This is a genomic window from Colwellia sp. BRX8-9, from assembly GCF_014077245.1.
Taxonomy (GTDB): Bacteria; Pseudomonadota; Gammaproteobacteria; order Enterobacterales; family Alteromonadaceae; genus Colwellia_A.
In genome coordinates, this window is sequence record NZ_JACGVN010000002.1 from 240,557 (window position 1) to 265,630 (window position 25,074).

The 25,074-nt window shown below is 38.2% G+C and carries 25 protein-coding genes and 1 riboswitch; of the genes, 17 read left to right on the forward strand and 8 right to left on the reverse strand.

What is annotated here, in order from left to right; genetic code table 11:
* Nucleotides 1–16: 16 nt before the first annotated feature.
* Together H4J70_RS02830 and moeA are read right to left on the reverse strand one after the other, a co-directional pair.
* The gene (locus H4J70_RS02830; RefSeq protein ID WP_182221166.1) at nucleotides 17–715 is read right to left on the reverse strand and encodes an alpha/beta fold hydrolase; all 699 of its coding nucleotides are present in this window, start codon (nucleotides 713–715) and stop codon (nucleotides 17–19) included.
* 35 nt (nucleotides 716–750) lie between these two features.
* Nucleotides 751–1,986, reverse strand: coding sequence for a molybdopterin molybdotransferase MoeA (moeA, locus tag H4J70_RS02835; protein WP_182250610.1), 1,236 nt, complete (start codon nucleotides 1,984–1,986; stop codon nucleotides 751–753).
* 229 nt (nucleotides 1,987–2,215) lie between these two features.
* Nucleotides 2,216–2,366, forward strand: a riboswitch (molybdenum cofactor riboswitch).
* Between moeA and moaA the strand changes: the two genes are divergently transcribed.
* The 10 genes from moaA to H4J70_RS02885 all read left to right on the forward strand — a co-directional run bounded on the left by moaA (nucleotide 2,353) and on the right by H4J70_RS02885 (nucleotide 9,222).
* Nucleotides 2,353–3,324 (forward strand): GTP 3',8-cyclase MoaA, encoded by a 972-nt coding sequence (moaA, locus tag H4J70_RS02840; RefSeq protein ID WP_182213234.1) that lies wholly within the window; start codon nucleotides 2,353–2,355, stop codon nucleotides 3,322–3,324. It overlaps the preceding riboswitch by 14 nt.
* 1 nt (nucleotide 3,325) lies before the next feature.
* Nucleotides 3,326–3,979 (forward strand): molybdenum cofactor guanylyltransferase, encoded by a 654-nt coding sequence (locus tag H4J70_RS02845; RefSeq protein WP_182250592.1) that lies wholly within the window; start codon nucleotides 3,326–3,328, stop codon nucleotides 3,977–3,979.
* Between the two features lie 57 nt (nucleotides 3,980–4,036).
* Nucleotides 4,037–4,579 (forward strand): molybdenum cofactor biosynthesis protein B, encoded by a 543-nt coding sequence (moaB, locus tag H4J70_RS02850; protein ID WP_182213237.1) that lies wholly within the window; start codon nucleotides 4,037–4,039, stop codon nucleotides 4,577–4,579.
* Nucleotides 4,579–5,118 (forward strand): cyclic pyranopterin monophosphate synthase MoaC, encoded by a 540-nt coding sequence (gene moaC, locus H4J70_RS02855; RefSeq protein WP_070374824.1) that lies wholly within the window; start codon nucleotides 4,579–4,581, stop codon nucleotides 5,116–5,118. Before moaB ends, moaC begins: the two co-directional genes overlap by 1 nt.
* A 3-nt stretch (nucleotides 5,119–5,121) precedes the next feature.
* A complete protein-coding gene (gene moaD, locus H4J70_RS02860) occupies nucleotides 5,122–5,370 on the forward strand; it encodes a molybdopterin converting factor subunit 1 (RefSeq protein WP_182213240.1) in 249 nt (82 codons plus the stop codon).
* 10 nt (nucleotides 5,371–5,380) lie between these two features.
* On the forward strand, nucleotides 5,381–5,857 hold the full coding sequence (gene moaE / locus H4J70_RS02865) for a molybdopterin synthase catalytic subunit MoaE (protein ID WP_070374822.1): 477 nt from the start codon (nucleotides 5,381–5,383) through the stop codon (nucleotides 5,855–5,857).
* 11 nt (nucleotides 5,858–5,868) lie between these two features.
* Nucleotides 5,869–6,666, forward strand: a complete 798-nt coding sequence (modA, locus tag H4J70_RS02870; RefSeq protein ID WP_259367987.1) for a molybdate ABC transporter substrate-binding protein — start codon at nucleotides 5,869–5,871, stop codon at nucleotides 6,664–6,666.
* On the forward strand, nucleotides 6,659–7,360 hold the full coding sequence (gene modB / locus H4J70_RS02875) for a molybdate ABC transporter permease subunit (protein WP_182250594.1): 702 nt from the start codon (nucleotides 6,659–6,661) through the stop codon (nucleotides 7,358–7,360). Before modA ends, modB begins: the two co-directional genes overlap by 8 nt.
* Complete coding sequence (gene modC, locus H4J70_RS02880) at nucleotides 7,360–8,448, forward strand: molybdenum ABC transporter ATP-binding protein (RefSeq protein WP_182244161.1); 1,089 nt, start codon at nucleotides 7,360–7,362, stop codon at nucleotides 8,446–8,448. Before modB ends, modC begins: the two co-directional genes overlap by 1 nt.
* 24 nt (nucleotides 8,449–8,472) lie before the next feature.
* Entirely contained in the window at nucleotides 8,473–9,222 is a 750-nt protein-coding gene (locus H4J70_RS02885; protein ID WP_182221162.1) for a HesA/MoeB/ThiF family protein, read from the forward strand.
* A 71-nt stretch (nucleotides 9,223–9,293) separates the two neighbouring features.
* Here H4J70_RS02885 and H4J70_RS02890 read toward each other — a convergent pair whose 3' ends face one another.
* A complete protein-coding gene (locus H4J70_RS02890; protein WP_182250595.1) occupies nucleotides 9,294–11,114 on the reverse strand; it encodes a DUF885 family protein in 1,821 nt (606 codons plus the stop codon).
* Between the two features lie 298 nt (nucleotides 11,115–11,412).
* Between H4J70_RS02890 and H4J70_RS02895 the strand changes: the two genes are divergently transcribed.
* On the forward strand, nucleotides 11,413–12,984 hold the full coding sequence (locus H4J70_RS02895) for an aminotransferase class V-fold PLP-dependent enzyme (protein ID WP_182221160.1): 1,572 nt from the start codon (nucleotides 11,413–11,415) through the stop codon (nucleotides 12,982–12,984).
* A 34-nt stretch (nucleotides 12,985–13,018) separates the two neighbouring features.
* Here the strand turns inward: H4J70_RS02895 and H4J70_RS02900 are convergent, their stop codons facing one another.
* On the reverse strand, nucleotides 13,019–13,624 hold the full coding sequence (locus tag H4J70_RS02900; protein WP_083277934.1) for a GNAT family N-acetyltransferase: 606 nt from the start codon (nucleotides 13,622–13,624) through the stop codon (nucleotides 13,019–13,021).
* Between the two features lie 108 nt (nucleotides 13,625–13,732).
* Between H4J70_RS02900 and H4J70_RS02905 the strand changes: the two genes are divergently transcribed.
* Together H4J70_RS02905 and H4J70_RS02910 are read left to right on the forward strand one after the other, a co-directional pair.
* On the forward strand, nucleotides 13,733–15,103 hold the full coding sequence (locus H4J70_RS02905) for an FAD-binding oxidoreductase (RefSeq protein WP_182213249.1): 1,371 nt from the start codon (nucleotides 13,733–13,735) through the stop codon (nucleotides 15,101–15,103).
* A 102-nt stretch (nucleotides 15,104–15,205) separates the two neighbouring features.
* Nucleotides 15,206–16,000, forward strand: coding sequence for an ABC transporter substrate-binding protein (locus H4J70_RS02910; RefSeq protein ID WP_182213251.1), 795 nt, complete (start codon nucleotides 15,206–15,208; stop codon nucleotides 15,998–16,000).
* Nucleotides 16,001–16,377: 377 nt separating this feature from the next.
* On the opposite strand, the gene H4J70_RS02915 is transcribed toward H4J70_RS02910, so the two are convergent.
* Nucleotides 16,378–17,295 carry a hydrogen peroxide-inducible genes activator gene (locus H4J70_RS02915; RefSeq protein ID WP_182213253.1) on the reverse strand — a complete coding sequence of 306 codons (918 nt, stop codon included), beginning with the start codon at nucleotides 17,293–17,295 and terminating at the stop codon, nucleotides 16,378–16,380.
* Nucleotides 17,296–17,605: 310 nt separating this feature from the next.
* Here H4J70_RS02915 and ahpC point away from each other — a divergent pair, with 310 nt between their 5' ends.
* Nucleotides 17,606–18,169: an alkyl hydroperoxide reductase subunit C gene (gene ahpC / locus H4J70_RS02920; protein ID WP_070374813.1), complete on the forward strand. Its 564-nt coding sequence runs from the start codon at nucleotides 17,606–17,608 to the stop codon at nucleotides 18,167–18,169.
* Nucleotides 18,170–18,293: 124 nt separating this feature from the next.
* Nucleotides 18,294–19,859 carry an alkyl hydroperoxide reductase subunit F gene (gene ahpF / locus H4J70_RS02925; RefSeq protein WP_070374812.1) on the forward strand — a complete coding sequence of 522 codons (1,566 nt, stop codon included), beginning with the start codon at nucleotides 18,294–18,296 and terminating at the stop codon, nucleotides 19,857–19,859.
* A 79-nt stretch (nucleotides 19,860–19,938) separates the two neighbouring features.
* On the opposite strand, the gene H4J70_RS02930 is transcribed toward ahpF, so the two are convergent.
* The 3 genes from H4J70_RS02930 to H4J70_RS02940 form a co-directional block, all read right to left on the reverse strand.
* The gene (locus H4J70_RS02930) at nucleotides 19,939–20,883 is read right to left on the reverse strand and encodes a D-2-hydroxyacid dehydrogenase (RefSeq protein WP_182250596.1); all 945 of its coding nucleotides are present in this window, start codon (nucleotides 20,881–20,883) and stop codon (nucleotides 19,939–19,941) included.
* A gap of 132 nt (nucleotides 20,884–21,015) precedes the next feature.
* Nucleotides 21,016–22,218: an NnrS family protein gene (locus tag H4J70_RS02935; RefSeq protein ID WP_182244156.1), complete on the reverse strand. Its 1,203-nt coding sequence runs from the start codon at nucleotides 22,216–22,218 to the stop codon at nucleotides 21,016–21,018.
* Nucleotides 22,219–22,402: 184 nt separating this feature from the next.
* Nucleotides 22,403–22,648, reverse strand: a complete 246-nt coding sequence (locus H4J70_RS02940; RefSeq protein WP_182213260.1) for a DUF2164 domain-containing protein — start codon at nucleotides 22,646–22,648, stop codon at nucleotides 22,403–22,405.
* A gap of 297 nt (nucleotides 22,649–22,945) precedes the next feature.
* On the opposite strand from H4J70_RS02940, the gene iscX reads away from it, so the two are divergent.
* Together iscX and H4J70_RS02950 are read left to right on the forward strand one after the other, a co-directional pair.
* The gene (gene iscX, locus H4J70_RS02945; RefSeq protein WP_070374809.1) at nucleotides 22,946–23,146 is read left to right on the forward strand and encodes a Fe-S cluster assembly protein IscX; all 201 of its coding nucleotides are present in this window, start codon (nucleotides 22,946–22,948) and stop codon (nucleotides 23,144–23,146) included.
* Between the two features lie 143 nt (nucleotides 23,147–23,289).
* On the forward strand, nucleotides 23,290–24,999 hold the full coding sequence (locus H4J70_RS02950) for an NAD-dependent malic enzyme (protein WP_182213262.1): 1,710 nt from the start codon (nucleotides 23,290–23,292) through the stop codon (nucleotides 24,997–24,999).
* Nucleotides 25,000–25,074: the final 75 nt, after the last annotated feature.

Consider the following 25,074-nt stretch of genomic DNA (forward strand, 5'->3'; position numbering starts at 1 on the left):
CTTGTTTAAATGCTTATTACTCGATAAAAAAACGAATCATATTGCCAGCACACTTTTCTGGTTGTTCAAGCGGTAACATATGGCCGGTGTCGGCAAGTGTTATTAAAGAAATCAGCGGCGATTGCGTTAAAATAGCGGTAATGCGCGTTAACTTAACCAGCGAGTCATTATCACCAATTAAGAACTGAATGGGGATGGCAAGCGTAGGAAGTTTTACTAATAAATTCTCGCGTTGGGTGGTCACTGTTAATTGATGGATAAGTGTATCCTTACCCAACTCAATATCCATTGCTCTAATACAGTTAATGATGCCTTGATTGTTGTGTTTGCTTGCATGCAGCAGGGCAGTTATACGTTTGCTGGTGATGCCTGAGTAACCATGCAATTTAACATAAGCAATCGTGCGGCTGCGCTCTTTTAATTGAGCAGGTGGCAACAAATAAGACATATTAGAAATAAGCAGTAGTTTGTTAATTTTATTAGGATATTTCAGCGCAAAAGCCGACGCGATATATCCCCCTAAAGAAAAACCCGCTAAATTTATTTTTCCTACTGGGAATTTTTGTTCAAGCGCAGTGACTATTTTATCAATACTATTTTCTACGGGGATGGCAATGTGGATAAGCTCCACATTTTCAGGTAAGTAAGTGATGCAAGCCTGCCACAGACGTTGATCGCACATGGTACCCGGTAGGCAATATATTTTAATCGTCATATTGTGTGTTCATAACAAGCTAAAAATAGATAACGCTACTGAATAACATCATCAAATAGTTGCACGTTAACCATTTCATTAGCGGGAACGTTGCCTTGGTTTGCCGGTAAAACAATATAACAGTTGGCCGTCGACATGCTGGTTAAAATTCCTGAGCCTTGACTACCTGTACTGGTAACTATCATCTCGCCTTGGTGATTGGTTGACAATATCGCCCGTTGAAAGTCCATGCGTCCGGCGCGCTTATTTAATTGGGTGGCTGTTTTTACTTTTAATAGCGGTAACTTTTTAGCTTGAGCATGCTGTAATTTTAACAATGCGGGTACAGCCAATTGATGTGCGGTGACCAAGGCTGAAACAGGGTTGCCGGGTAAGCCAAAAAAGTAACTATTAGGTAATTTTCCAAAAGCAAAAGGCTTACCGGGTTTCATGGCTATTTTCCAAAAACCAATTTCGCCTAATTGTTCAAGTATCAACTTAGTATAATCGGCGTCACCTACAGAAACACCTCCTGAGGAAATTACAACATCGGCTTGCTGATCGGCTTGTTCAAATGCAGTGCGTATTGCTTGTTCATCGTCAGCGATAATACCAAAATTAATCACCGTAACATTCAGCTTAGTCAACATCGCAATTAATGCATGGCTATTACTTTCATAAATATCACCGTCATTAAGGACTTCGCCCGGAGATTTTAATTCATCGCCGGTTGCTAATACAGCAACAGTAATTTTACGATAGACTTCTACTGTTGGTACACCTAAAGATGCCAGTACACCAATATCTATCGCCGAAAGTTTTTTACCTCGGCTAAAAACGGGTTGGTCTATTGCGATATCTTCACCGGTAAAGCGAATGTTATCGTTAAATTCTCGGTTTTCTAGGAATGTAATGCCGGTATCTTTTGCTTGGCAGTTCTCTTGCATTTCAACGGTATCACAACAACTTGGTAATTTTGCACCTGTCATTATACGAATACATTCACCGATTTTACATTCACCTTGAAAAGGCGCGCCAGCCATTGACCGGCCAATCATAGTTAATGTATCGGTCGTTTGTAAACTTGCCCATTTAAAGGCATAACCGTCCATAGCTGAATTATGATGAGGAGGAACATTTAATGGGCTCGAAATGTTGAGAGCTAACACACGATTTAAACCTAATGCTAAAGAAACCGACTCAGTTTTATCGATCGGCGTAATCGCCGACAACATTTTTTCCATCGCTTGTTCGAAAGGTAATAATCCAGGAGCAGAACAACAATCAACCATAAGTAACTCTTCTTTTATATTTATTTTTACACGGCAAATTAGCACCGCCTGCTTGTTATTCCCATTCGCGTCTATTGCAATTTACTTAACGGCATAGGAATACGTTATTATGACGTAAATTTACTCATCAATAATACGTGTAAAGTGATGACTTTTTGATGCAAATCAAAATTACTTATCGTCTAGCCGTATTTTAATAGTGAAATAGTTTACTATACTTGTATTCATTAAATGAATTATTCGCCGAGCTTTTCTAGCTAAATCTTTTTTTAGAATGCTATTTAAGCCGTGGTTAATAGTAATTTTGCTATAACCACCAGGGTTAACAGGGAAACTTGTTAGCCTCCCTACATTTGGAAAGGTGAGATGTTAACAGACAACTTCGGTCGCAAGTTTTATTACTTGCGCCTCTCTATTACTGACGTTTGCAACTTCCGTTGCACCTATTGCTTGCCTGATGGTTATTCATGCGACCATGATCGTGATTTTCTATCCTTTGACGAAATTAAGCGTGTTGCCAACGCTTTTGCTCAAATGGGTACAGAGAAAATCCGTATTACCGGTGGCGAACCTTCATTGCGTAAAGACTTACCTGAAATTATTGCTGCTTGTAAGCAAACGCCCGGTATTAAAAAAGTCGCGATAACCACTAATGGTTATAAATTACCTGAACATCTGCAAGGCTGGCTAGATGCTGGAATTGACGCGATTAATATCAGTATTGATAGTCTTGACCCGCGCATGTTCCATTCAATCACCGGTCATAATAAGTTACCCCATATTTTAAAAGGCATAGATATGGCGTTGGCAGATGGTCGTGCAACAATTAAAATTAATACCGTATTAATGCGCGAATACAATGGTCACGACATTAAAACCTTTCTTGATTGGCTGAAAGTGACTCCGGTGACTTTGCGCTTTATTGAATTAATGCAAACGGGTGATAACCAAGAATTTTTTGATGCACAACATGTACAAGGTGCACGTATTAAGCAAAATTTAATATTAGATGGTTGGTTACCTGTAGTTAACGATAAAGCAGCAGGCCCAGCACAAGAGTTTTATCATCCTGATTATCAAGGTAAAATCGGTTTAATTATGCCGTACAGTAAAGACTTTTGTAATACTTGTAATCGTTTGCGGGTCAGTTCATTAGGTAAATTACATTTATGCTTATTTACCGAAGAAGGTTTACCGTTAAAAGAGTATTTACAGCAAGATGATATTGAGCCATTGAAAGCACAGATTCGCGCGATGATGACCGATAAAAAAGCCACACATTTTCTGCAAGATAAACTCACCGGTGCCACCAAAAATCTTGCGATGTTGGGTGGCTAAGATGAATGCAGCTTTGTTTAATCAAGGATGTTTAGGCGTAGTGCTAGCGGGTGGGAAATCTTCTCGTATGGGTAGCAATAAAGCTTTGTTAATGCGTAATAAGACTGCAGTAAATGGCAAAGAAAATATGCTCAGTTTTAGTAAGAACTTGCTGAAAAATATTGGTATAAATAACATTGTCGTCAGTGGAAACATTGATGGGGCTGATGTTAACAGCGAAAATTTTGTTACTGACCAATTTGCAGAACTTGGCCCAATGGGGGGTATTTACAGTGTTATTAAAAAATACCAACCTAAATCATTATTGATATTACCGGTTGATTTACCTTTAATGACCAAGGAAACACTTGCGCAGTTAAAAATAAAAGGTGAGTTAGCTCAAAAAGCCTGCTTTTTTTCTGATCATTTTTTACCACTTTATTTACCTAACAATGCTTTTGTTGAGCAATTCTTTACCACGCATTTTCTCCAGTATTTGCAAGGTAATAAAGGTGCGTTAAGCGAAAAAAATAACCCTAAGAAAAATGGTCCGTCTATTCGTTCGATGTTTGCACAAGTGCCACATCAAGTTTTAGCTGTAAAGTCACCACAGTGTTTATTTAATACCAATACACCGCAAGAATGGCAACAAGCGCAGCAACGCTTTTCTGTGTGAATTTTTGCGTTTTTTATTTAACAATCAACAGAAAACTAATAAAATTTAGGAAAAATCATGAGCTCTTTACATAGCGGTAACGCTTTTATTCCCTTATCAATTGCGGTATTAACTGTTTCTGATACCCGTGATGAATCAAATGACACATCAGGGCAAGTACTTGTTGAACGCTTAACTGAAGCGGGTCATAAACTTGCCGATAAAGTGATTGTTAAAGATGATGTTTATCAACTACGCGCCATTGTTTCAAAATGGATTGCTGACGATAATGTCCAAGCGATAATTTCGACCGGCGGCACCGGATTTACTGCTCGTGATAATACTCCTGAAGCCTTAGTACCTTTATTTGATAAAAATGTCGAAGGTTTTGGTGAAGTTTTCCGGGCTATTTCGCTTGATGAAATTGGCACGTCGACAATTCAGTCGCGAGCGTTTGGCGGCATTGCTAATAGCACAGTTATTTTATGTGTGCCGGGCTCAACTAATGCCTGTCGTACTGCTTGGGATAAACTCATTAGAGAGCAACTTGATGCGAGCCATCGCCCTTGTAATTTTGTACCTCATTTAAAAATGGCAGAAGTTTGTGAGACGCGCGACTAATGACTACTTTAGCAAATAATAACCATGTTAGCGCCTTAAGCCATGTCAACAAACGTGGTGAAGCAAATATGGTTGATGTCACCGATAAAGCGCTGACGTCACGGTCTGCGACGGCCGAAGGTTATATCCAAATGTCGGCACATACCTTGTCGTTAATTACCCAAGGTGATAATAAAAAGGGTGATGTATTTTCTGTCGCTCGCATTGCAGGTATTCAAGCAGCAAAAAAGTGCAGTGATTTAATTCCTCTTTGTCATCCGTTGATGTTAACTAAAGTAAATGTTGATTTCACCATCGATGAAGAACGTAGCCAAGTGCATGTGACAAGTTTATGTAAACTAACCGGACAAACGGGTGTCGAAATGGAAGCCCTAACAGCGGTTGCTGTTGCGTGTTTAACATTATTTGATATGTGTAAAGCCGCTGACCCTTTAATGGAAATTCACGGTATTCGTGTAATGACTAAGGAAGGGGGTAAATCAGGCTCTTGGCAAGCAAAAGCAGAGCAAGCTTTAGAAGATTCAAAGAATAAAGGATAAGCTATGATCAAAGTAATATTTTTTGCCGCGTTGCGAGAACAGCTCGGCTCTGCGGGTACTGAAATAAGTGCTGACCTTGCCACTACCGTCGCTGAAGTTAAAGTGGCGTTAGGTGAAAAAAATAATGATTGGCAACATTACCTCACCAATAATTCATTACTTTGTGCGGTTAATCATCAAATGGTTAATAATGATTTTTTGGTGAAAGCAGGAGACGAAGTGGCTTTCTTTCCACCCGTCACCGGAGGATAAAATAGTTAATATGGCGAGTCTCAATAATAAGTACCCAGAGATCAGTATTCAAACCGAAGACTTTGATCACGGTGTTGAAGTTAATCTGTTAGAGAATGATAATGTTGAAGATGGTGCCGTTGTTACCTTCAGTGGTCGAGTGCGCAATAATAACTTGGGTTTGAAAGTTAAAGGATTATTCCTTGAGCACTACCCTGATATGACTGAAAAGCTATTAGCTGAAATCATTGATACGGCAAAAAAACGCTGGGATATTGGCCGTGTAAAAGTCATTCACCGAATCGGCCAGTTAGCCATAGGTGAACAAATTGTTTTTGTTGGTGTAACTAGTAAACATCGTCAAGATGCATTTGCTGCTAATGAATTTATTATGGATTTTTTAAAAGTGGCCGCGCCATTTTGGAAAAAAGAACTCACTGAACTTGGTGAAACCTGGTTAGCAGCGAAAGCCAGTGATAAAGAAAAAGCACAGGCGTGGAGTAAATAGCTTTGGCATTAATGCTGGCGAGTATATCTACTCGTTTTTTATTGATAGCGCTACTTATGTTACCGATAACTTTAGTTGCGGCTAAAGACACGGTAAGTGAGAATGAAGCACCCTTGCGCATTGCCGTTGCTTCGAATTTTGCACCGACATTAAAACAGTTACTAGCTCGCTTTAATTCAAATCAAAAACAATTTTTATCACCAATTCTTATCGCGGCATCCAGTGGTACTTTATTTCTACAAATTGAACATGGCGCTACTTTTGATGTGTTTTTATCTGCTGACAGTGAACGACCACAATTATTATCAACAAGCGGCTTAGCGGTGAGTGGAAGTCTGCAAACCTATGCTTTTGGGCAGCTAGCTCTCTGGTCTGCAAAGGGTAATATTGACAGCGATCTCTTGGTAGCCCTTAATAATAATAAACATCGTCTTGCCATTGCTAACCCCAGGATTGCGCCCTACGGTAAGGCTGCTAAGCAAGTATTAGAAAATTTACAACGTTGGGATGATTATAAAGACCGATTAATTCAAGGAATTAATATTGGCCAAACGTTTCAGCAAACACGTTCGCAAGCGGTAAACTTAGGCATTGTCAGTAATAGTCAATTAGTGCTCAATAATTTTAAGGGAGTATTGATCCCCTCACATTTACATCAACCAATAAAACAGCAATTAGTTATTTTAAAGCACAGTAAAAAAATAGCCCAAGCCGAACGTTTTGTTACCTTGTTGATGAGTAAGCAAGCTCAACAGTTTATTACTGAATCAGGTTATGCATCGTCGAATGAGATCAATGCCAATGAGTAATACCCACCCAGATATGCTGGCGCTGATCACTACATTAAAAATGGCGGGCTTAACCACGGTTATTTTAATGTTAATTGGCACGCCACTCGCTTGGTATCTCGCTAAAATGAAAAGCCGTTTGAAAGTTTTTATTGAAGCATTAGTGGCTTTACCTTTAGTGCTACCACCGACAGTACTGGGATTTTATTTATTATTGTTGTTTTCTCCACAATACCTTCCAGGACAAATTTGGCAACAGGCAACCGGTCAACAACTAGCGTTTAGCTTCTCTGCTATTGTTATTGGCTCTGTTTTATACTCTTTACCCTTTGTTGTGCAACCATTACAAAAGGCATTTGAGCAATTGGGCGATGACTTATTAGAAGCAGCAGCTATGCTTGGTGCTAGCGCTTTCGATCGATTTTTTACTGTTGTTATGCCAATGACTAAAGCCAGTTTTATTACCGCAGCCAGTTTAGGCTTTGCTCATACGGTTGGTGAATTTGGTGTGGTCTTAATGATTGGCGGTAATATTCCAGGTGAAACCCGTGTGCTGTCAATTGCCTTGTTCGATCATGTTGAAGCGTTCGATTATGCACAAGCACACCTTATTTCAATAAGTTTAGTTATCTCATCGCTTGTTCTATTATCTTTAATTTATTTACTGAATCGGCCTGCTAAAAATAAACGAGTTAAATCAAAGAGGTTTAATTAATGGCTGAGCTAGCACTAAATTTCACCGTTGAGCATGACGAGTTTTCATTAACAATTGATGACAAAATATCTTTAACCGGTATCACAGGGATTTTTGGTCATTCTGGCTCTGGAAAATCAACCTTATTAAAAGTGATCGCCGGATTAGAACAACAAGCACATGGCAAGGTATTACTTGATGATGAATACTTATTTAATAGCGAGGCAAAAACGTTTGTTGCGCCACATCAACGTCGCATAGGTTTAGTTTTTCAAAATAGTCGCTTGTTTCCTCATTTAAATGTCGAAGAAAACCTACGTTTTGGGCAAAAGCGACATAAGAATTGTCGGTTAAGTTTTGCAGAAATAGTTGAACTCACCCAGCTTGAAAGCTTGCTCGATAAAGCGGTTACTCAACTCTCTGGGGGCGAGCAACAGCGTGTTGCATTAGCGCGCGCCATATTAGCTGAGCCAAGATTGTTATTACTTGATGAGCCCTTGAGTGCACTTGACGATAAAAATAAAATTATCTTGTTAGCTTTACTCGACAGGGTCAAGAGACAGCTTGATTTACCAATGTTATATGTCAGCCATTCTTTAGATGAGCTTCAACAACTAGCCGATAAGCTATTGGTTATTTCTTCAGGAAAAGTGAGTCATCATGGTGATATTCACCACGTTATTCATCAACTAACCACCAATAACGAAATATTGCATCAAACCAGCTTATCATTGATGGTGAAAGAGCATTTACCCGAATACGGCTTAACAAGTTTACGTTTAGGCGAGCAACAAATATTTATTGCTTGTGACAGTCCATCAGACAAAAAGAAAAAAGTGCGCTGCATTATTGCCGCTAGTGATATTAGCATTACTTTACATGAACCTATCGAAAGCTCTATTGTTAATCACTTACATGGCGAAATAACAGCAATTAGTCATATCATATCGTCTGATGGCGCTAATGCTCAAATGCTAATAACGGTTAATTGCTCAGCACAACCCTTTTTTGTCACCATTACGACTTGGTCGGCTAAGCGCTTATCGTTAATGCTGGGTCAAAGTATATTTATTCAATTTAAAGCGAATGCAGTACGTTCACTGCGTTAACTTTCTTTAGGAACTATTTAGCTGATGTTATCTCAACACGAACAACTACGTTACAGCCGTCAAATTATGCTCAATAAAATAGGTGAGCAAGGGCAGTTAGCCCTGCGTGAAGCCAAAGTACTAATCGTTGGTGTTGGTGGGCTAGGTAATCCGGCCAGTTTATATTTAGCGGCCGCCGGAGTAGGAACTTTATTTATTGCCGACGGTGATAAGGTTGAGATGACCAATTTACAGCGACAGATATTATTCACTGAAAATGATATCGGTAATAATAAAGCTGATGTTGGTGCTGAGAAATTGCAACAGCATAACAGTGACATTACTATTGAAGTCGTTGATGAGATGCTTGATGAAGAATTAGCAAACTATTACATTGAACAGGTCGATGTGGTCCTTGATTGCACCGACAATATCACCACACGTTATTTATTAAATAAAATCTGTGTTGAGCAAAAAACACCATTAATCGTTGGGGCGGCTACGGGGTTTGACGGTCAGCAATTAGTCATTGATCCTCGAAATCCAGCAAGTGCTTGCTATCAGTGCTTATTTCCTGAAAGTGAAAAAGCGCCGACCCAAAATTGTCAAACCCTTGGTATTGTCGGTCCGGTATTAGCGATTATAGCCGGTATGCAATCGTTACAGGCCATTAAATTATTAACAGGCAACACCATACATATTAATCAGTTAAATCTCTTTGATGGTTTATCAAATCAATGGCAACAATTTACCCTAAATAAACAGGACGATTGTCCGGTTTGTCGAACGAGCTAGATAATTCATGCTCATTAACGACACTGAGTTAAATGAACTAACTCAGTGTCGCTTCATATGGCTATGAGTGTCTACTCACTTGCGATGCTTTTTTTCTTATCTTCTGCTGCGATTGTTAGTAACGTTGTGGCAATATAGGCGTTAATTTGGTCTTCAAGTACGTTTAGAGGGACGGAACCATTTTTCAAAATTTGATGATGAAATTCGCGAACATCAAAATTTTGTCCCAATTCAGCTGCTGTTTTTTTACGGAGATTTCTGATGGTTATCTCACCAATTTTGTAAGATAACGCTTGTCCAGGCCATGATATATAACGATCAATTTCTGTTTTCACATTGTGTGATGAAAGTGCGGTGTTATCGGTCATAAAGTTTATGGCACGCGCTCTTGACCAGTCCATAACATGCATGCCGGTATCAACAACAAGACGGGCTGCCCGCCACATTTCATAGGTCAGGCGACCAAAATTACTATAGTGGTCTTGGTATATGCCGGCTTCAATACCTAACCATTCAGCATACAAGCCCCAACCTTCACCAAAAGCTGAAATATAGGCATTTCTTCGGTATGAAGGTAGGTTATCTAATTCGCCATTTAATGATATTTGCAGATGATGCCCAGGGACACCCTCATGTAAGGTTAAAGCGGGTAATACATAAAGTGGACGTTTGTCTAACGCGTAGGTATTAACCCAATAATAACCGGGCTGAGTATCATTTTGCGCACGAATGTAGCGCCCAATAGTATACTTAGGTGCGATGCTGTCTGGTACTGGTGCAACGCCATAAGGTGTGCGGGGTAAATGCTTAAAGAGTGCGGGTAATTTAGCATCCATTTGTTTGGCAATATACGCAGCTTCTTTAAGTAACGCTAACGGCGTTTTTGCATAAAACTGTTCATTAGTTCGTAAGAAATTGGTGAACTCAGAAAAAGTCCCTTTAAAACCAGTTTTTACAATGATTTCAGCCATTTCTTGACGAATACGTTTTACTTCACTCAAACCTAAGGTATGAATTTGCTCAGGTGTCATATCTGTTGTGGTGTAGTGTTTAACTCTATTGCGATAAAATTCATTACCGTTAGCTGTCGCTGAAACGCCAATATTTTTACGGGCATTTGGAAAATACTCTTTGGTAAAAAATTGATAGTAGTGCTGATAAGCAGGAATAACTTTAGTTTTTAATAGCGCAATAAGCTGGCTTTTTTTATCAGAAAGCACGTCAGGTGCAATTAAATTTGACGCTGTGCTAAAAGGCTTAAGAAATTCAGAATTTTCAGCATGCTCAGGAATAAAGGCAAGTATTGACTGTTCATAGCCGATTAATACCGCTTGAGGTTGAGTGATCCCTGTCGATAATCCCTGCTGCATCCAATAAATGTTTTGATCAAAATATAGCGGAAGCGCCGATAATTTATTCAAATAGAAGTCGATATCTTTTTCTTTATTAAATGCTGTATTGTTGATGAAAAAACTTAAATTAGAGTGAAAGCCTGATTCAGCATTGAATGGCATGTAATGAGCTTTAAAATAATACTCAGCAATACTATTATCAAGTTGGGCTTTAATAATTGCATAATTAATTTTATTATCGTCTGACAGTGACGTTTGATTTATCTTTTCAAATGCTGCCGCGATAGTGAGGCGTTGTTGGTATTTTTTTTCCAACATTTCTGGTGATAAATCAGGCCAATAGCTTTCTTCGTTTAGTGCTGCACTTTTTTGATAAATACCTTTACTGGCACGATGATCTAACAGGGCTTTAACCGTACTATCAAATTTTTCGTTAGCGGTGGTCTGTGGCGAGTTTTTGCTATTCATGGTGAGTTGACAAGCGCTAAGTGAAACAAGAATAGCGGGCACGACCAGAAACTTACACAAAGAAAAATTCATATTTTATTAAATTCCTACGGTTATAAACAGCTAATAAAGTAACGTAATTTTATCCAAGTAAATAGTATTGTACGACGAATTGTTCTTCTTATCCGATCAAGCACCTGACAAGTACAGCATTTGCGCGAAACTGAGTTTTCGTTATCTTAACGAAAAGCAGTTGAGTTTAGAGTATTTTTCTATAAATTGCTTTTATATGAATTAATTTTGCGTATTGGTTGTTTTAATTGGTTTTTGATTGCTCATTAGTGCGGTTTTGCTAGAATTATTTATCGAAACAACGTACGAGCCGTCAATCATGTCACTTGAAAATCACTTTCTTCCTTTTAGAAATAATATCATTGGTCAATCATTAAGCCATGAAATCAATGGTAAGCAATTAGATATTGTTTATGCTGATTGGACTGCAAGTGGTCGACTTTATGCGCCAATTGAACATTATATCAGCCATACCTTAGGGCCTTTTGTCGCTAATACCCATACCGAAACTAATTTAACCGGGTGTGCGATGACGAATGCATATCACGATGCGCAAAAAATAATAAAACGCCATGTAAATGCCTGCGATAATGACGTATTGATCACGGCAGAAGCAGGAATGACCGGTGTTATTAATAAGTTTCAACGTATTCTAGGTCTACGTATTCCTGAGCGTATGCAAGAGCAAGTGAAGTTCGATGACTGTGATAAACCCGTTGTTTTCATTACCCATATGGAACACCATTCAAACCAAACTACTTGGTATGAGTGTGATATCACGTTAGAGATTATTGACCCTGACAGCCATGGTTTACCATCGCTTGAACATCTACAATTATTGTTAGAAAAGTACCAAGCTAGAAAAGTAAAAATAGGCTCGTTTTCTGCTTGTTCCAATGTCACTGGCATTAAAACCCCTTATCACTTGTTAGCAGAAAAAATGCACGAACACGGCGGCTTATGTTTTGTTGATTTTGCTTGTTCAGCTCCTTATGTTGATATTGATATGCATCCAACAAACTCCAAGCAAAGTTTAGACGCCATTTATTTCTCTCCTCATAAATTTCTTGGTGGGCCTGGCAGTTCGGGAGTGCTTATCTTCAATAAAGCGCTCTATAAAAACAGAGTACCCGATCACCCCGGAGGTGGAACAGTCACTTGGACCAACCCATGGGGAGAGCACAGCTTTTTCAATAATATTGAAATGCGTGAAGATGGCGGAACTCCTGGGTTTTTACAGTGTATTCGTACTGCCTTAGCGATAAAAGTAAAGAACGCTATGGGCGTTAACAACATTACCGCCCGTGAAAAAGAAATTACTGATTATGTAATGACTGAATTAGCCAAAAATGACAACGTAGTGATGCTAGAAAAGAATGTTAAAGACCGTTTAGCTATTGTTTCTTTTTACATACCTAATGTTCATTATAATTTAGTGGTACGATTGCTCAACGATAAGTTTGGTGTTCAAACGCGTGGTGGTTGTTCATGTGCGGGCACTTATGGTCATATATTATTGAATGTTGATCATGATACGTCTAACAAAATCACTGAAAAAATTAATAGGGGTGATTATGCTGAAAAACCTGGTTGGATACGTGCGTCATTTCATCCTACGACCTCTGATAAAGAAGTCAGGTATATTGTTGAAGCGATTAATCAAGTCACTGAAAATATTGTTGAATGGGCGAAAGAATACCGTTTTAACCCTGCTACAGGAGACTTTGAACATAAAAATTCTGCGGTTGAATATCCAAGTCTCAATGACTTTAATGCCTTAGTGCTACCCGATGTTGCAAGGATAGACACTCAATGTCAGGGGGATCTAGTACAAAATCACGTGGCTGAAATTAAAACACCAGCTTCATTATTTAAGAAAATATTTGGCTAGTTACTGAATGTCATCCGAATGAGTGGTGTAATGATTATTTTTCAAAGTGAATGATCATTTCCGCAGCCACACAATGACATTCGTCTGGGCATTCTGGGCATTCATAGCCTTGCTTACTGAGTTCATTCCAGCGTTCTGGATGTTCTTTAATTAACACGCCACCACATTTAGTGAAATATTTTACTGCGCTATTACCGGGGCTTTGTTTCCATAAATGACTAACACCCGCATTTGCACCTTGTTTAATTGCTGCTTGTGTTGATAATTTGAGTAGCTGACTGCCAACACCGTAACCACGATAATTCTCATCAACGGTATTACATTTGAAATAACAAACTTTTTCGCTGGGTTGTTGCCATAATTCAGGGCTGCACCAAGCGTCAATTTCCCATTGATTAATGGCGTAAGTTAAGCGAAAACCTATCAGTACGTTATCTAGATAAGCGACAAAGTTTGCATTGATTTCGCTACTATCAGCTATTTTTAATATACCTTTTCTATACCAGACGCCCATGTTTGAGTCGTCAATATAACCAGCACCATGAACAGCTGTGCCTAAGGCAATTATTGCTGAAAAATCGCTGGGTAACATTTCACGATATAAGACTTGAGACTTTACTGAATTAAACTGTTTTTTCATTTTTTATATTTGTTTAAATAAAGTGATTTTTAGAAAATTGATCTTAGCAAATTTCCTATAAATACGGTAAAGTTTCTGTGGTTTTCTTTCTTAAAGTAGTTTTGAAAAATGTACGATCCTTTACACGATAAATCTCCTGGTTGTGGTGCCCCATACCCTAAAAGTTACTGGGCTGAAAATGCAGATGTTGAAACAAATGCCCCAGCAAGTGATGGACAAATTAATCAAGACGTAGATGTTGATGTTGCTATTATAGGCGCTGGTTATACCGGGCTTTCTTGTGCGCTACATTTAGCGCGTGAACATGGTATTAAGGCGCATGTGTTAGAGGCAAATCAAACGGCTTGGGGTTGTAGTGGGAGAAATGCTGGCTTTATTCTCAAGTCTTCAGGACGTAAGTCTTATAGCGATATGGCGCAAAAATGGGGTGAAGAAGTGATGCGCGGCATTTATGATGAAATGTGCGCTGGCGTTGAAACGGTAAAATCACTGATCGCTGAAGGTATTGACTGTGACGTACAAACGCGTGGTTTTTTAAAAGTAGCGCATAAGCCGAGCAAATTAGCTGAGCTTATTAGCCAAGCAAAACTGCAACAAAAAACCTTTGCAGGTATTAAAAATAGTGATGTGGAGATTTTAACGAGAAACGAAGTTCGTCAACAATACATGGACGATAAAAATGCTTATGGCGCGATTCGCTATCAAGACGGTTTTGGTTTAAATCCGTTGAAACTGGCCTGGGGCTATCAGCGATTAGCACGTGAAGCAGGCGCTAAAGTTCATACCAGCTCTCCAGTGTTAGATATTTTAGATGAAGGGCACCAACAAAAATTGATAACACCTCAAGGTGTTGTTACGGCTAAAAAGATTGTTATTGCTACCAACGGATATACACCTAAAGGGTTTCATTCATTAACAACCGATCGAACGTTGCCGGTACTTTCACAAATTATTGTCACCGAACCTTTGTCAGAGCAGCAGTTAGCCGATTGTAACTTTTTAACGTCGAATGTAGTGATGGATACACGAGCGCTAAAATACTATTACAGAAAGCTGCCCGACAACCGCATTCTATTTGGTGGGCGTGGCGCAATAACGGGCAAGTCTGCTGATGATCCTTATTACGCACAGCGTTTGTTGGCAGTGTTAAAAACAAGTTTTCCACCGTTAGCTAAGTTAAACTACCAGTATGCTTGGTCAGGTTGGATCTGTATGTCGCTAGACGACTTACCTCATATTTATCAAAATCCTAAGAAAAATGTTTTTTATAGCATGGGTTACTGTGGCTCTGGCGTGTCATTTTCGGTGCAAGCAGGTAAGCGGTTGGCTGAAAAAGTCGCTGAAAAAGCTATTGACCCTAAAATAGAAAACTTGCCTCTTTATAATTGTCAGTTACCAAAATTTCCATTTGCACCATTGCGACGGGTTGGCCAATGGGGATATTTTCATTATGGAAAGATTAAAGATGAGTGGCTCTAGCCATTTTTCTTTGCAAGGTACTCAACTATAATAACGGGTAGTTAGCCAATATTTATAATCCAGTCGCTGGAAACACAAAAAGAAACCGTTATACTTTTACTTATGATGATACTTAAAAAATTACTATTTTTCTTTTACCTTTTTCCGTTCTTTATTTTAGCCGACAACCGTCTAAAGACAGACGGTAATCATCTAGGTAAAGCTAGAGTTACGCTGAAAGTCGCTATAGAGGAAATAGGTTATTCTCCCTATAATTATAAAGAAAATGGAGAAATAAAAGGTTTTACTATTGATGTTCTCGATTATATTAAAGCAAACTCAAAATATGATTTTGAGTTTGTCACTTTACCTTGGCCAAGAGCACTTTATCTCGTTGCAGAAGGTAAAGTTGATCTGATACTTACATTATTTAAAAATAAAAAGCGTGCAAAAACATATCACTTTATTGAACCCTCTTACGGTTATGAGATTAATCAATTATTTACGCTTGCCGATAATAATTTTCAATATAATGGGCGATTAAAGCAATTATTACCTTATTCAATTGGAACCAAAAGAGAGTTTTCCTATGGAAAAGCTTTTGATAGCGCTAACTATCTCACCAAATTACCAGCATTAACTGAAGAAGTATTATTAAAGCTGTTACTGACCAGGCGCATCGATATGGCTATATCTAATCCATATGTTTTTAATCAATTGATTAAAAAAAATAATGTTATCTCTAAAGTTCAGGCGATGGAGCCTTATGTTGCGAAAACGCCAGTCTACCTAGGATTAACCAAAGCTAGGGCGGATTCGAAAGAAATAAAAGAAACACTAGGACAACTCATCAAAAAATTTAAAGCAGCACCTTATTATCAAGTCCTTTTAAATAAATACCAACTCAATTTTAAATAACACACGTTAATTCGGTGAAGTGGTTTACTGGCACAGTAATGTCATGCCGCTAATATATTTCTAACTGATTTATAATGTTTATTACTCAATATTGGTGTGCAAGGGCTAGTTTTTTATAAACACTTACTAGCGCCTAACCTCATCCATACTTTTATTTTTTCTGCGTCTGACAATACTGATCGCCATAGTAATTATTTGAGTAGTTACAATTAACCACAGCTTTTTTATCTGTTGGTGTATTAAAAATTGTCTTGATGTTATTAATAATATTTTTCATCTGAGTTACCTGATTTATTTTCGATAAAACGATTGTCACCTAACATTATCATTCAGTAAATTTCATAAAATTAAATATATAATTCTATAAAATGAAACGATTATTTAAGATAATGATCACTGCACTTTTCAGTAAGTTGTGCGGTAAAAATATTTTTGAGGATAGTCAGCTCATCGGTCCTTACATAATTAGGTCTAATGATTAACGCGATTGTTCTGTGTGGCCCCGGTTCATTTAAATGAATAGCCCGAAGTTCAGATTCGTTATAAGTCAATTGATCTAAGGCCATTTGTGGTACGAGCGTTGTTCCTAGTTTACCGGCAACCATTTGGATCAGTGTATGCAAACTAGCAGAGCCAAAATCAGCACTTTGTTTTGGGTTTTGTAATTGACAAGCCGCTAGTGCATGTTCCTTGAGGCAATGGCCATCTTTTAACAACATTAGTTTTTCTGTCGCTAACTCTTCACTGGTAATTTCTTGGGTTTTCTGTGGACATTCATCCTTATGGCAGACTAAATAGAAGTCTTCTTGCCAAAAACTGAAACTCATTAAACCCTCTATAGGATAGGGTAACGCCAATATCGCTGCATCAATCGCTCCGGTTCGCACCATATCAACTAAGGTATGTGATTGTTCTTCTAGTATCTTCAATTTGAAATTTGGATATTGATGCCTAACTTCGGGCAACACCTTAGGCAAAAGGTATGGACCTATAGTTGGGATGACACCTATCGACATCGAACTAGAAAAAGGTTGATTGTCGCTTTTCGCAATTTGCAATAATTCATCTAGTTCTAGTTTTACTTGGCGAGCCTTATTAAGGATCAGCTGCCCCTTTTGAGTGACTAAGACTTGTTTGTTATTGCGCTCAAATATCATCATTCCCAACTGCTTTTCAAGCTCATTAATGGCCGTACTTAGCGCTGATTGAGAAACATTACATGCCTCTGCAGCTTTTTTAAAGTGTAAAGTCTTTTCGATAGCGAGTGCGTAATGAAGCTGTTTTATTGAAATCATATTTATAACGATAATTTATATTGAACATAGATGTCATCCTAATCGAATTTATTGAATTAGTCATCTTGTTCGCAGGTAACTTATTTTGATATTGATATTCTCGATGGATAATGTGAAACCGACATTCGCATAATCTCTTGTTTAGTTATCATAATAAATATTTGGTAATTCTGTTTTTTAGAATATTAAAATCTATTTAATCAAATTTATTTATCGTTCAACAGAATCTACTATACCCACATCGAAAGCAAACATGCTTTTAAAACAAAACCATTTAACTAAACATTTTTAAATAACAGAGGTAATACCCATGGCTCAAATAGGCAAAACTATCCCAGAATTTAAAGCTCAAGCATTTCATAACGATGAGTTTGTTGAAGTAACATCTGAGAGTACTAAAGGCAAATGGTCAATCTTTTTGTTCTACCCTGCAGATTTTACATTCGTTTGTCCAACTGAATTAGAAGACATGGCAAACCAGTATGAAGAGTTGCAAGGTCTTGGTGTTGAAGTTTACTCGGTATCAACCGATACACATTTTTCACATAAAGCATGGCACGATTCTTCAGAAGCGATTGGTAAAATTAAATTTCCGATGATTGGTGACCAAACTGGCACAATTACTCGTGGTTTTGATGTGATGATTGAAGAAGATCATATGGCACACCGTGGAACATTTTTAGTCGACCCAGATGGTGTTATTCAAGTTGCCCATATTCATGCGGGTGGTATCGGTCGAAGTGCAAAAGATATGGTGCGTAATGTAAAAGCTGCACAATATGTGCGTGAAAATGACGGTGAAGTATGTCCAGCAGCTTGGGAACAAGGTGAAGCAACCTTAACACCAAGTTTAGACTTAGTTGGTAAAATCTAAGGCAGCAGTCTCGTTATGGGTGGAAGTCGTTATTCTGGTTAACCAGACTTCTTCCTCCTTATTTCAACCAACAAAATGACAGCTCTTATGTCAAATTCAACAAGATAAATAATGAGGTAGCCCCATGTTAAGTGAAGATATTTTAAATGCAGTAAAAGCTTATACCCAAAATATGACCAACAAAGTATCACTAGTTTTACAGACGGGTGAACATCAAAAACGCAATGAATTAAAAGAATTTTTAACACAGTTAACATCAGTATCAGACAATCTACTACTTGTTGAACGCGATGATGGTTTACGCAGCCCTATTACGTTCTACTTAGAAATTGACGGTAACAATAATGGCATCCACTTTTCTGGTATTCCCAGTGGACATGAATTTAATTCGTTGATATTAGCTATTTTACAGTCATCTGGTACCGAACTGAAATTAGACAGCACCTTGACTAAAATGGTGCAAAAAATCAAAGAAGATTTGCACTTTGAAGTATTTATTTCCTTAAGTTGCCATAACTGTCCTGATGTTGTGCAATCGTTGAATCAGTTTGCCTTATTAAACGAAGGTATCAGCAGTGAAATGATTGATGGTGGCTTATTTAAGCACTTAATAGACGAACGTAATATCCAAGGTGTACCGAGTGTTTACCTTAATGGCGAATTATTTGCGAATGGAAAAATAGACACCGGTCAATTAGTCGATAAACTTATCGAACGTTTCCCTTATATTGTCGGTGGCGATGACAACGAGCAGTTACCGTTACAAGATATTACCGTTATAGGCGCAGGTCCTGCCGGTGTTGCTGCTGCTATTTATGCCGCTCGTAAAGGTTTGAAAGTGACTATTATTGCTGACCGTTTTGGTGGTCAGGTCAAAGATACCGTAGGTATTGAGAACTTAATTTCAGTCTCTAAAACGACCGGCACACAACTAACGGGTAATATGCAAGCGCACTTAAATGATTACGAGATAACGACAAGAGAGTTTGTACGTGTTGAAAAAATAGATAAAGGTGAGCCCGAGAGCAAAGTACCGAAAAAGCTACATCTTTCTAGCGGCGAAGTTATCGAATCTAAAACGGTGATCATTGCTACTGGGGCTAAATGGCGTGAACTTGGTATACCAGGAGAAAAAGAAAATATTGGTTCTGGTGTCGCTTATTGTCCGCATTGTGATGGCCCATTTTTCAAAGGTAAAGATGTTGCTGTGGTTGGTGGTGGTAACTCAGGAATAGAAGCGGCATTAGATTTAGCAAGTATGGTTAATCATGTTACCGTCTTCGAATTCTTACCTGGCTTGAAAGCAGATAAAATATTGGTAGAAAAAGCAGAAGCGCATAAAAAGATCACCATCATTAAAAATGTTGCTACTAAAGAAGTAATTGCTGAAGGTGGTAAAGTTGTTGCTCTGGCTTATGAAGATAGAGCAACAGGGGAGATGAAGCAACAAAGCTTGTCGGGAATATTTATCCAAATAGGCTTATTACCCAACAGTGATTTTTTACAGGGTGTTGTTGAATGTACTAAATATGGCGAAGTCATCATTGACGAAAAATGTCAGACCTCTGAGCCGGGTATATTTGCTGCTGGAGATGTTTCTACCGTGCCTTATAAGCAAATTGTTATTGCGATGGGTGAGGGTTCAAAAGCATCCTTGTCAGCATTCGATTATCTTATTAGAGAAAGTTAATCAACATCAACCACACATCTGAACTTATAGTATAGCTATTCGTTTAGATGTGTCTTATCAAAAGCCGTATACATAAACCTTATACGGCTTTATAGTTTTTAATATTTAAAGCGACTAAATCAATTAATCGCTGCTGCGACTCGATACTGGCCCAAGCAATATGGGCAGTTATCGACAAGTTATCGATTTCTTTTTTCATTAATGCACTAATTAACGGGTGACTCACTGTTGGCGGCTCATGTTCTAATACATCGAGCACGGCGTGAGATATGATTTTATTCTTTAATGCCTGCAGTAAATCCGTACTATTAACCAGTGCACCTCGCGCCGTGTTAATCAGTAACGCCGAGGGTTTCATAAGCGCTAAAGTTTCACTATTTATTAAGTTTATCGTCTCCTCGGTTTGTGGGCAGTGTAAGCTGATAACATCGGCTTTATTTAATACTTCAGTAAAGCTATGACGGTTTTCTCTTATTTTTATCGCATTAGGACGTTCAGCAATCATGACGTGCATATCAAAAGCTTGAGCAATTTTCGCTACCGCTTTACCTAAGTTGCCAAAACCAATGATGCCGATGGTTTTTCCTGCTAATTCTTGACTTCCTTTGCCATGAAAACAAAAAGTAGCACTGTTTTGCCAATGTCCTTGTTGAGTATTGATGTTGTGGTGTGCGGTATTACTGAAATATTCAAGCATTTGCGCAAAGACATATTGACTGACTGAGGCTTGTGAGTAACCACTGACGTTTTTAACCGCAATGTTAAGTGCTTTAGCAGCAACTAGGTCAACATTATTCATACCTGTTGCGGCAATGCACACTAATTTTAGTTGGGGTAATTGCTCGAGTATATTTTTAGATAACAACACTTTGTTGGTGATAATAATCTCAGCCGTTTTACAACGTTCAATAATTTGACTGTCAGTGGTGGTGGCATAACAGCTTAATGTACTGACCTCAGACTTTATACGGGTCAAAGAAATGCTGGCACTAAAGGTTTGTTGATCTAAAAAAACGGTTTGCATAGCGAGTAGTCAAAAAGAAATTATGTTGTTAGCTTAATAGAAATCAAGATAAAAAAAAACGGCAATCAGCGTATATTTCTGTTTACCGTTTTATCATGTGATATTTATTTTATGGCATGAGTGTTACTTAGTTTAACCAGGACGACCATCTTCTCGTGCTTTTAGCAACATTGGCCCGTAGTAAAAAGTAAAGAGTCCAAAAGCAACCAACCAGAAAAAACCACTTATATCGACAAAGAGTAAAGTTTTCTCTGGTACTAACCAAGGCCCAAATACCCGAACCATAGCCGAGAGGGTAATAGATGCAAAAGCGACTGACATCATTTTAGGTGGGGTTAATGGTCGACCAGAATGCCCTAAAGAAACACGAGAAATCATTGCTAAAATAATCCCCCCCATGCCACCAATGGTTAATAGATGCCAAACATGATTACTGGGGATTTCATCAATAATGTAGCTAAATCCTAATAAGATAAGACCAAACCAAATAAATTTAATAGCGAAATGTAATGACCATAAAAGTGGTACGCCCAGTGTTATCCAAGGTCGCCATCTCAACCAACGAATTAACTGAAATAAACCAGCAAAAATTAAGATAATGCCAAAAAACATCGGCACAAAACCCACCAATGGATGTAACAACAACATCAGCATAGCAAGCAGTAAACTGCCATTAGCAAGTTTATCAAGTAAAGGAGCAGGGGTTGTTTTTGTGGTTTGTGTTCCATTAGCGGTGAACATTGGCACAACACGTCCAGACATAACGGACATTAAAAATACCACTAATAAAACACCGGCATAACCTGAGTAGCTCAACGAAAAACTTTGTGGGTAAAGGGTTGCTAAGTGCATTTCTCCATTGGCGATGGTAAACATCACCAATAGTGGTACAAAAAATAAATTTCGATACTGCTTTATCGCTAATATAGGTTTGGCGAGTGTATAAGCGATAGCTAATAAGAAACTTAAATCTATCAAAGCGCTTAATGTTGCCCCTAATAAGTCGGGCATTAACATGACCACTCGGCCTAATAACCATAGCAAGAATAAAGCGGCGAGGGGTTTGCCTTTAACACTGGCAATACCTGTCCAATTTTGCACTGCGGTGAGTAAAAAACCAACAATGATGGCACTGCCGAAACCAAAAATCATTTCATGAATATGCCACCAATATCCACCACCGTAAGGTGAAAAGCTAATGGTCCCTTTATAGATTAACAACCATAAAGTAATGGCAATTAAACTAAAAACAGCGCCACCTAAAAAAAAGGGTCGAAAGCCTAAGCGAAATATTGGCAGAATTTTCTGCTCTTCATTTAAATCAGTAATTTGCATTATAGTTTGTATTTCAAATAATCAGTAAAGCCATATTAGCGTATTTATCAGAATAATCGTTGTGATAAATCAACTCTTATTATAATTGCCGCTTGATAATACAATTTAAAATTAATCTTGCAGATAAAGGGTAGAGAATATTGTTAAGGCTCAAGTTAATTAATCTATTTTTGCTCAGTGGTCATTAGTTGGCTGGTTTTTCTAATTGATACATTTCATCAGAAATATAATCAAGTTTTTCTGTTAATAATTGCTGGGCATCATAAATACCTTGATTATAATAATGATTGCCCATTTCCTTAGTAAAAAAATCAAGCAAAAAGTCAGCGTCAAACTGAGCGAGCTCTTGATCAAGTTCGCTTGCAAAATAATGCTGTAGTTTTTGAACCAGTAACTCTTTTTGTGCGGATGAAAACTTAATTTCACTCATATTATTCTCTGCTCTTTTAATAAAAATTCTTGACGAGATTATAACCATAATATTTCAATCAATTCTATCTTAAGGGATTATATTTCCTGCTGAAGTAGCGCCTTTGATGTATCATAGGTATATACTTATGACCAAGCGTTAAGGTGGGTGGTTTAAGTGAAAGAGACATTGAAAAAATGGTGGCAAACTGATTGTCAATTTTGCCTTAAATACCGAAGAATGTTTATTTGGTTAATTATCATGATTGCAATAGATGCATTGTGGTTTAATCTTTTATTTTAAAAGTTGGAGTTATATATGGGATATCGTTGGACAGACTCATTAGAGTTAGCATTAGACTTAATGGAAGAGCATCCGGATGCTGATCCACTTAAATTACATTTTCCAGAATTGATGCAATGGGTGATAGCCCTCGATAATTTTGATGATGATCCTAAGCATTGTGGTGAAAGAGTGCTTGAGGCCATTCAATTAGCGTGGATTTCTGAAGTCGATTAGCGGCAGATAAATTTAAGGGTAATTTTTAGTCTTGTTTAGGTAATTGATTGTTTTATAAACCTCATCTGGCTTATACTACCGCATATATCACTACCATGAATTTTGACTATTCATCAACCATATGGTCTACATCAAAAATTATTATGACAATAAATATTAAACGTCCGTTATATATCCACTATGCTGGTCCAAGTCTTTTAGAAACCCCCCTATTAAATAAAGGTAGCGCTTTTGACGAAGAGGAGCGCACTAATTTTAACTTAATGGGCTTATTGCCGCCCCGTTATGAAACAATAGACGAGCAAGTTGAACGTGCTTTTATGCAATATAATAAGTTTCGAACCAACTTAAATAAGCATATTTATTTACGTACAATTCATGATAACAACGAAACTTTATTTTTCAGGCTCGTTCAGGCGCACTTAGCTGAGATGATGCCGATTATTTATACGCCGACAGTAGGTGATGCGTGTGAGCAATTTTCAGATATTTATCGTAGCTCGCGTGGATTATTTATTTCTTATGAAGATAGACATCACATGGATGATATTCTTCGTAATGCGACAAAAAATAAAATAAAAGTCATTGTTGTTACCGATGGCGAGCGTATTCTTGGTCTGGGTGACCAAGGCATAGGTGGAATGGGTATTCCGATCGGCAAGCTTTCACTTTATACCGCTTGTGGCGGCATTAGCCCCGCGTATACTTTACCGGTAATGCTCGATGTTGGTACCAATAACGAAAAGTTATTGAATGACCCTATGTATATGGGGCGTCGTCATAAACGTATTAATCAAGAAGAATACAACGAGTTCGTTGACATGTTTATTCAAGCAGTGAAACGTCGTTGGCCACATGTATTATTGCAATTTGAAGATTTTGCTCAACCCAATGCCACACCATTACTTAATAAGTATCGTGATGAAATTTGTTGTTTCAATGATGATATTCAAGGAACCGCCTCAGTGACTGTCGGTACTTTACTAGCAGCATGCCGCATTAAAGGGCGTAAGCTTGCTAAAGAAACCACATTATCACAGCAAAAAGTTGTCTTTGTTGGCAGTGGCTCTGCCGGTTGCGGTATTGCCGAACAAATTATTGCGCAAATGGTCAGTGAAGGTATTTCTGCAAAACAAGCACGCAGTCAAATTTTTATGGTCGACCGTTTTGGTTTATTAACCGATGGTATGGCTGATTTACGAGACTTTCAGCAAAAACTGGTGCAATCACCTCGTACAATTTCTACGTGGGCTGTTTCAGGGCGATATGCGACATTATTAGAAGTGATGAATAATGCTCAGCCAGATATTTTAATCGGCGTGTCAGGTGTGCCGGGTTTATTTACCGAACCTGTGATTAGAGCAATGAAATCACACTGCCCAATGCCGATTATTTTCCCGCTTAGTAATCCTATTAAACAAGTAGAAGCTACGCCAACACAAGTCATTAATTGGACGCAAGGCGAGGTCATTGTTGCAACCGGCAGTCCCTTTAAACCCGTTGAATATCAAGGTAAAACTTTTCCTATCGTGCAATGTAATAATAGTTATATTTTTCCTGGTTTAGGTTTGGGTATTGTTTCAGCCAATATTAACCGTGTTACCGATGAAATGTTAATGGTTGCCAGCGAAACTCTTGCTAAAGCTTCACCATTAGCCAACACCGGGCTGGGTGAACTCTTACCTCCACTCACTGAGATTGCCAGTTTAAGTCGTAAAATAGCCTTTGCTGTCGCGAAAGTAGCTTTTGATCAAAACTTAGCTTTACGCATCGATGATGAAAGCTTACTCGCAAAAATAGAACAGAACTTTTGGCAACCAGAATATCGACAGTATCGTCGAAGCAGTGTGTAGTTAGTATTTTGTTACTCATATAAAAAAACTGACTCAATGTCAGTTTTTTTATATCTGCTTATTTTACACCTTAAA

Bases quoted from the DNA above. Each gene is read 5' to 3' on its own strand.
- H4J70_RS02830 (WP_182221166.1), bottom strand. From the start codon at position 715: ATGACGATTAAAATATATTGCCTACCGGGTACCATGTGCGATCAACGT.
- moeA (WP_182250610.1), bottom strand. From the start codon at position 1,986: ATGGTTGATTGTTGTTCTGCTCCTGGATTATTACCTTTCGAACAAGCG.
- moaA (WP_182213234.1), top strand. From the start codon at position 2,353: ATGTTAACAGACAACTTCGGTCGCAAGTTTTATTACTTGCGCCTCTCT.
- H4J70_RS02845 (WP_182250592.1), top strand. From the start codon at position 3,326: ATGAATGCAGCTTTGTTTAATCAAGGATGTTTAGGCGTAGTGCTAGCG.
- moaB (WP_182213237.1), top strand. From the start codon at position 4,037: ATGAGCTCTTTACATAGCGGTAACGCTTTTATTCCCTTATCAATTGCG.
- moaC (WP_070374824.1), top strand. From the start codon at position 4,579: ATGACTACTTTAGCAAATAATAACCATGTTAGCGCCTTAAGCCATGTC.
- moaD (WP_182213240.1), top strand. From the start codon at position 5,122: ATGATCAAAGTAATATTTTTTGCCGCGTTGCGAGAACAGCTCGGCTCT.
- moaE (WP_070374822.1), top strand. From the start codon at position 5,381: ATGGCGAGTCTCAATAATAAGTACCCAGAGATCAGTATTCAAACCGAA.
- modA (WP_259367987.1), top strand. From the start codon at position 5,869: ATGCTGGCGAGTATATCTACTCGTTTTTTATTGATAGCGCTACTTATG.
- modB (WP_182250594.1), top strand. From the start codon at position 6,659: ATGAGTAATACCCACCCAGATATGCTGGCGCTGATCACTACATTAAAA.
- modC (WP_182244161.1), top strand. From the start codon at position 7,360: ATGGCTGAGCTAGCACTAAATTTCACCGTTGAGCATGACGAGTTTTCA.
- H4J70_RS02885 (WP_182221162.1), top strand. From the start codon at position 8,473: ATGTTATCTCAACACGAACAACTACGTTACAGCCGTCAAATTATGCTC.
- H4J70_RS02890 (WP_182250595.1), bottom strand. From the start codon at position 11,114: ATGAATTTTTCTTTGTGTAAGTTTCTGGTCGTGCCCGCTATTCTTGTT.
- H4J70_RS02895 (WP_182221160.1), top strand. From the start codon at position 11,413: ATGTCACTTGAAAATCACTTTCTTCCTTTTAGAAATAATATCATTGGT.
- H4J70_RS02900 (WP_083277934.1), bottom strand. From the start codon at position 13,624: ATGAAAAAACAGTTTAATTCAGTAAAGTCTCAAGTCTTATATCGTGAA.
- H4J70_RS02905 (WP_182213249.1), top strand. From the start codon at position 13,733: ATGTACGATCCTTTACACGATAAATCTCCTGGTTGTGGTGCCCCATAC.
- H4J70_RS02910 (WP_182213251.1), top strand. From the start codon at position 15,206: ATGATGATACTTAAAAAATTACTATTTTTCTTTTACCTTTTTCCGTTC.
- H4J70_RS02915 (WP_182213253.1), bottom strand. From the start codon at position 17,295: ATGATTTCAATAAAACAGCTTCATTACGCACTCGCTATCGAAAAGACT.
- ahpC (WP_070374813.1), top strand. From the start codon at position 17,606: ATGGCTCAAATAGGCAAAACTATCCCAGAATTTAAAGCTCAAGCATTT.
- ahpF (WP_070374812.1), top strand. From the start codon at position 18,294: ATGTTAAGTGAAGATATTTTAAATGCAGTAAAAGCTTATACCCAAAAT.
- H4J70_RS02930 (WP_182250596.1), bottom strand. From the start codon at position 20,883: ATGCAAACCGTTTTTTTAGATCAACAAACCTTTAGTGCCAGCATTTCT.
- H4J70_RS02935 (WP_182244156.1), bottom strand. From the start codon at position 22,218: ATGCAAATTACTGATTTAAATGAAGAGCAGAAAATTCTGCCAATATTT.
- H4J70_RS02940 (WP_182213260.1), bottom strand. From the start codon at position 22,648: ATGAGTGAAATTAAGTTTTCATCCGCACAAAAAGAGTTACTGGTTCAA.
- iscX (WP_070374809.1), top strand. From the start codon at position 22,946: ATGGGATATCGTTGGACAGACTCATTAGAGTTAGCATTAGACTTAATG.
- H4J70_RS02950 (WP_182213262.1), top strand. From the start codon at position 23,290: ATGACAATAAATATTAAACGTCCGTTATATATCCACTATGCTGGTCCA.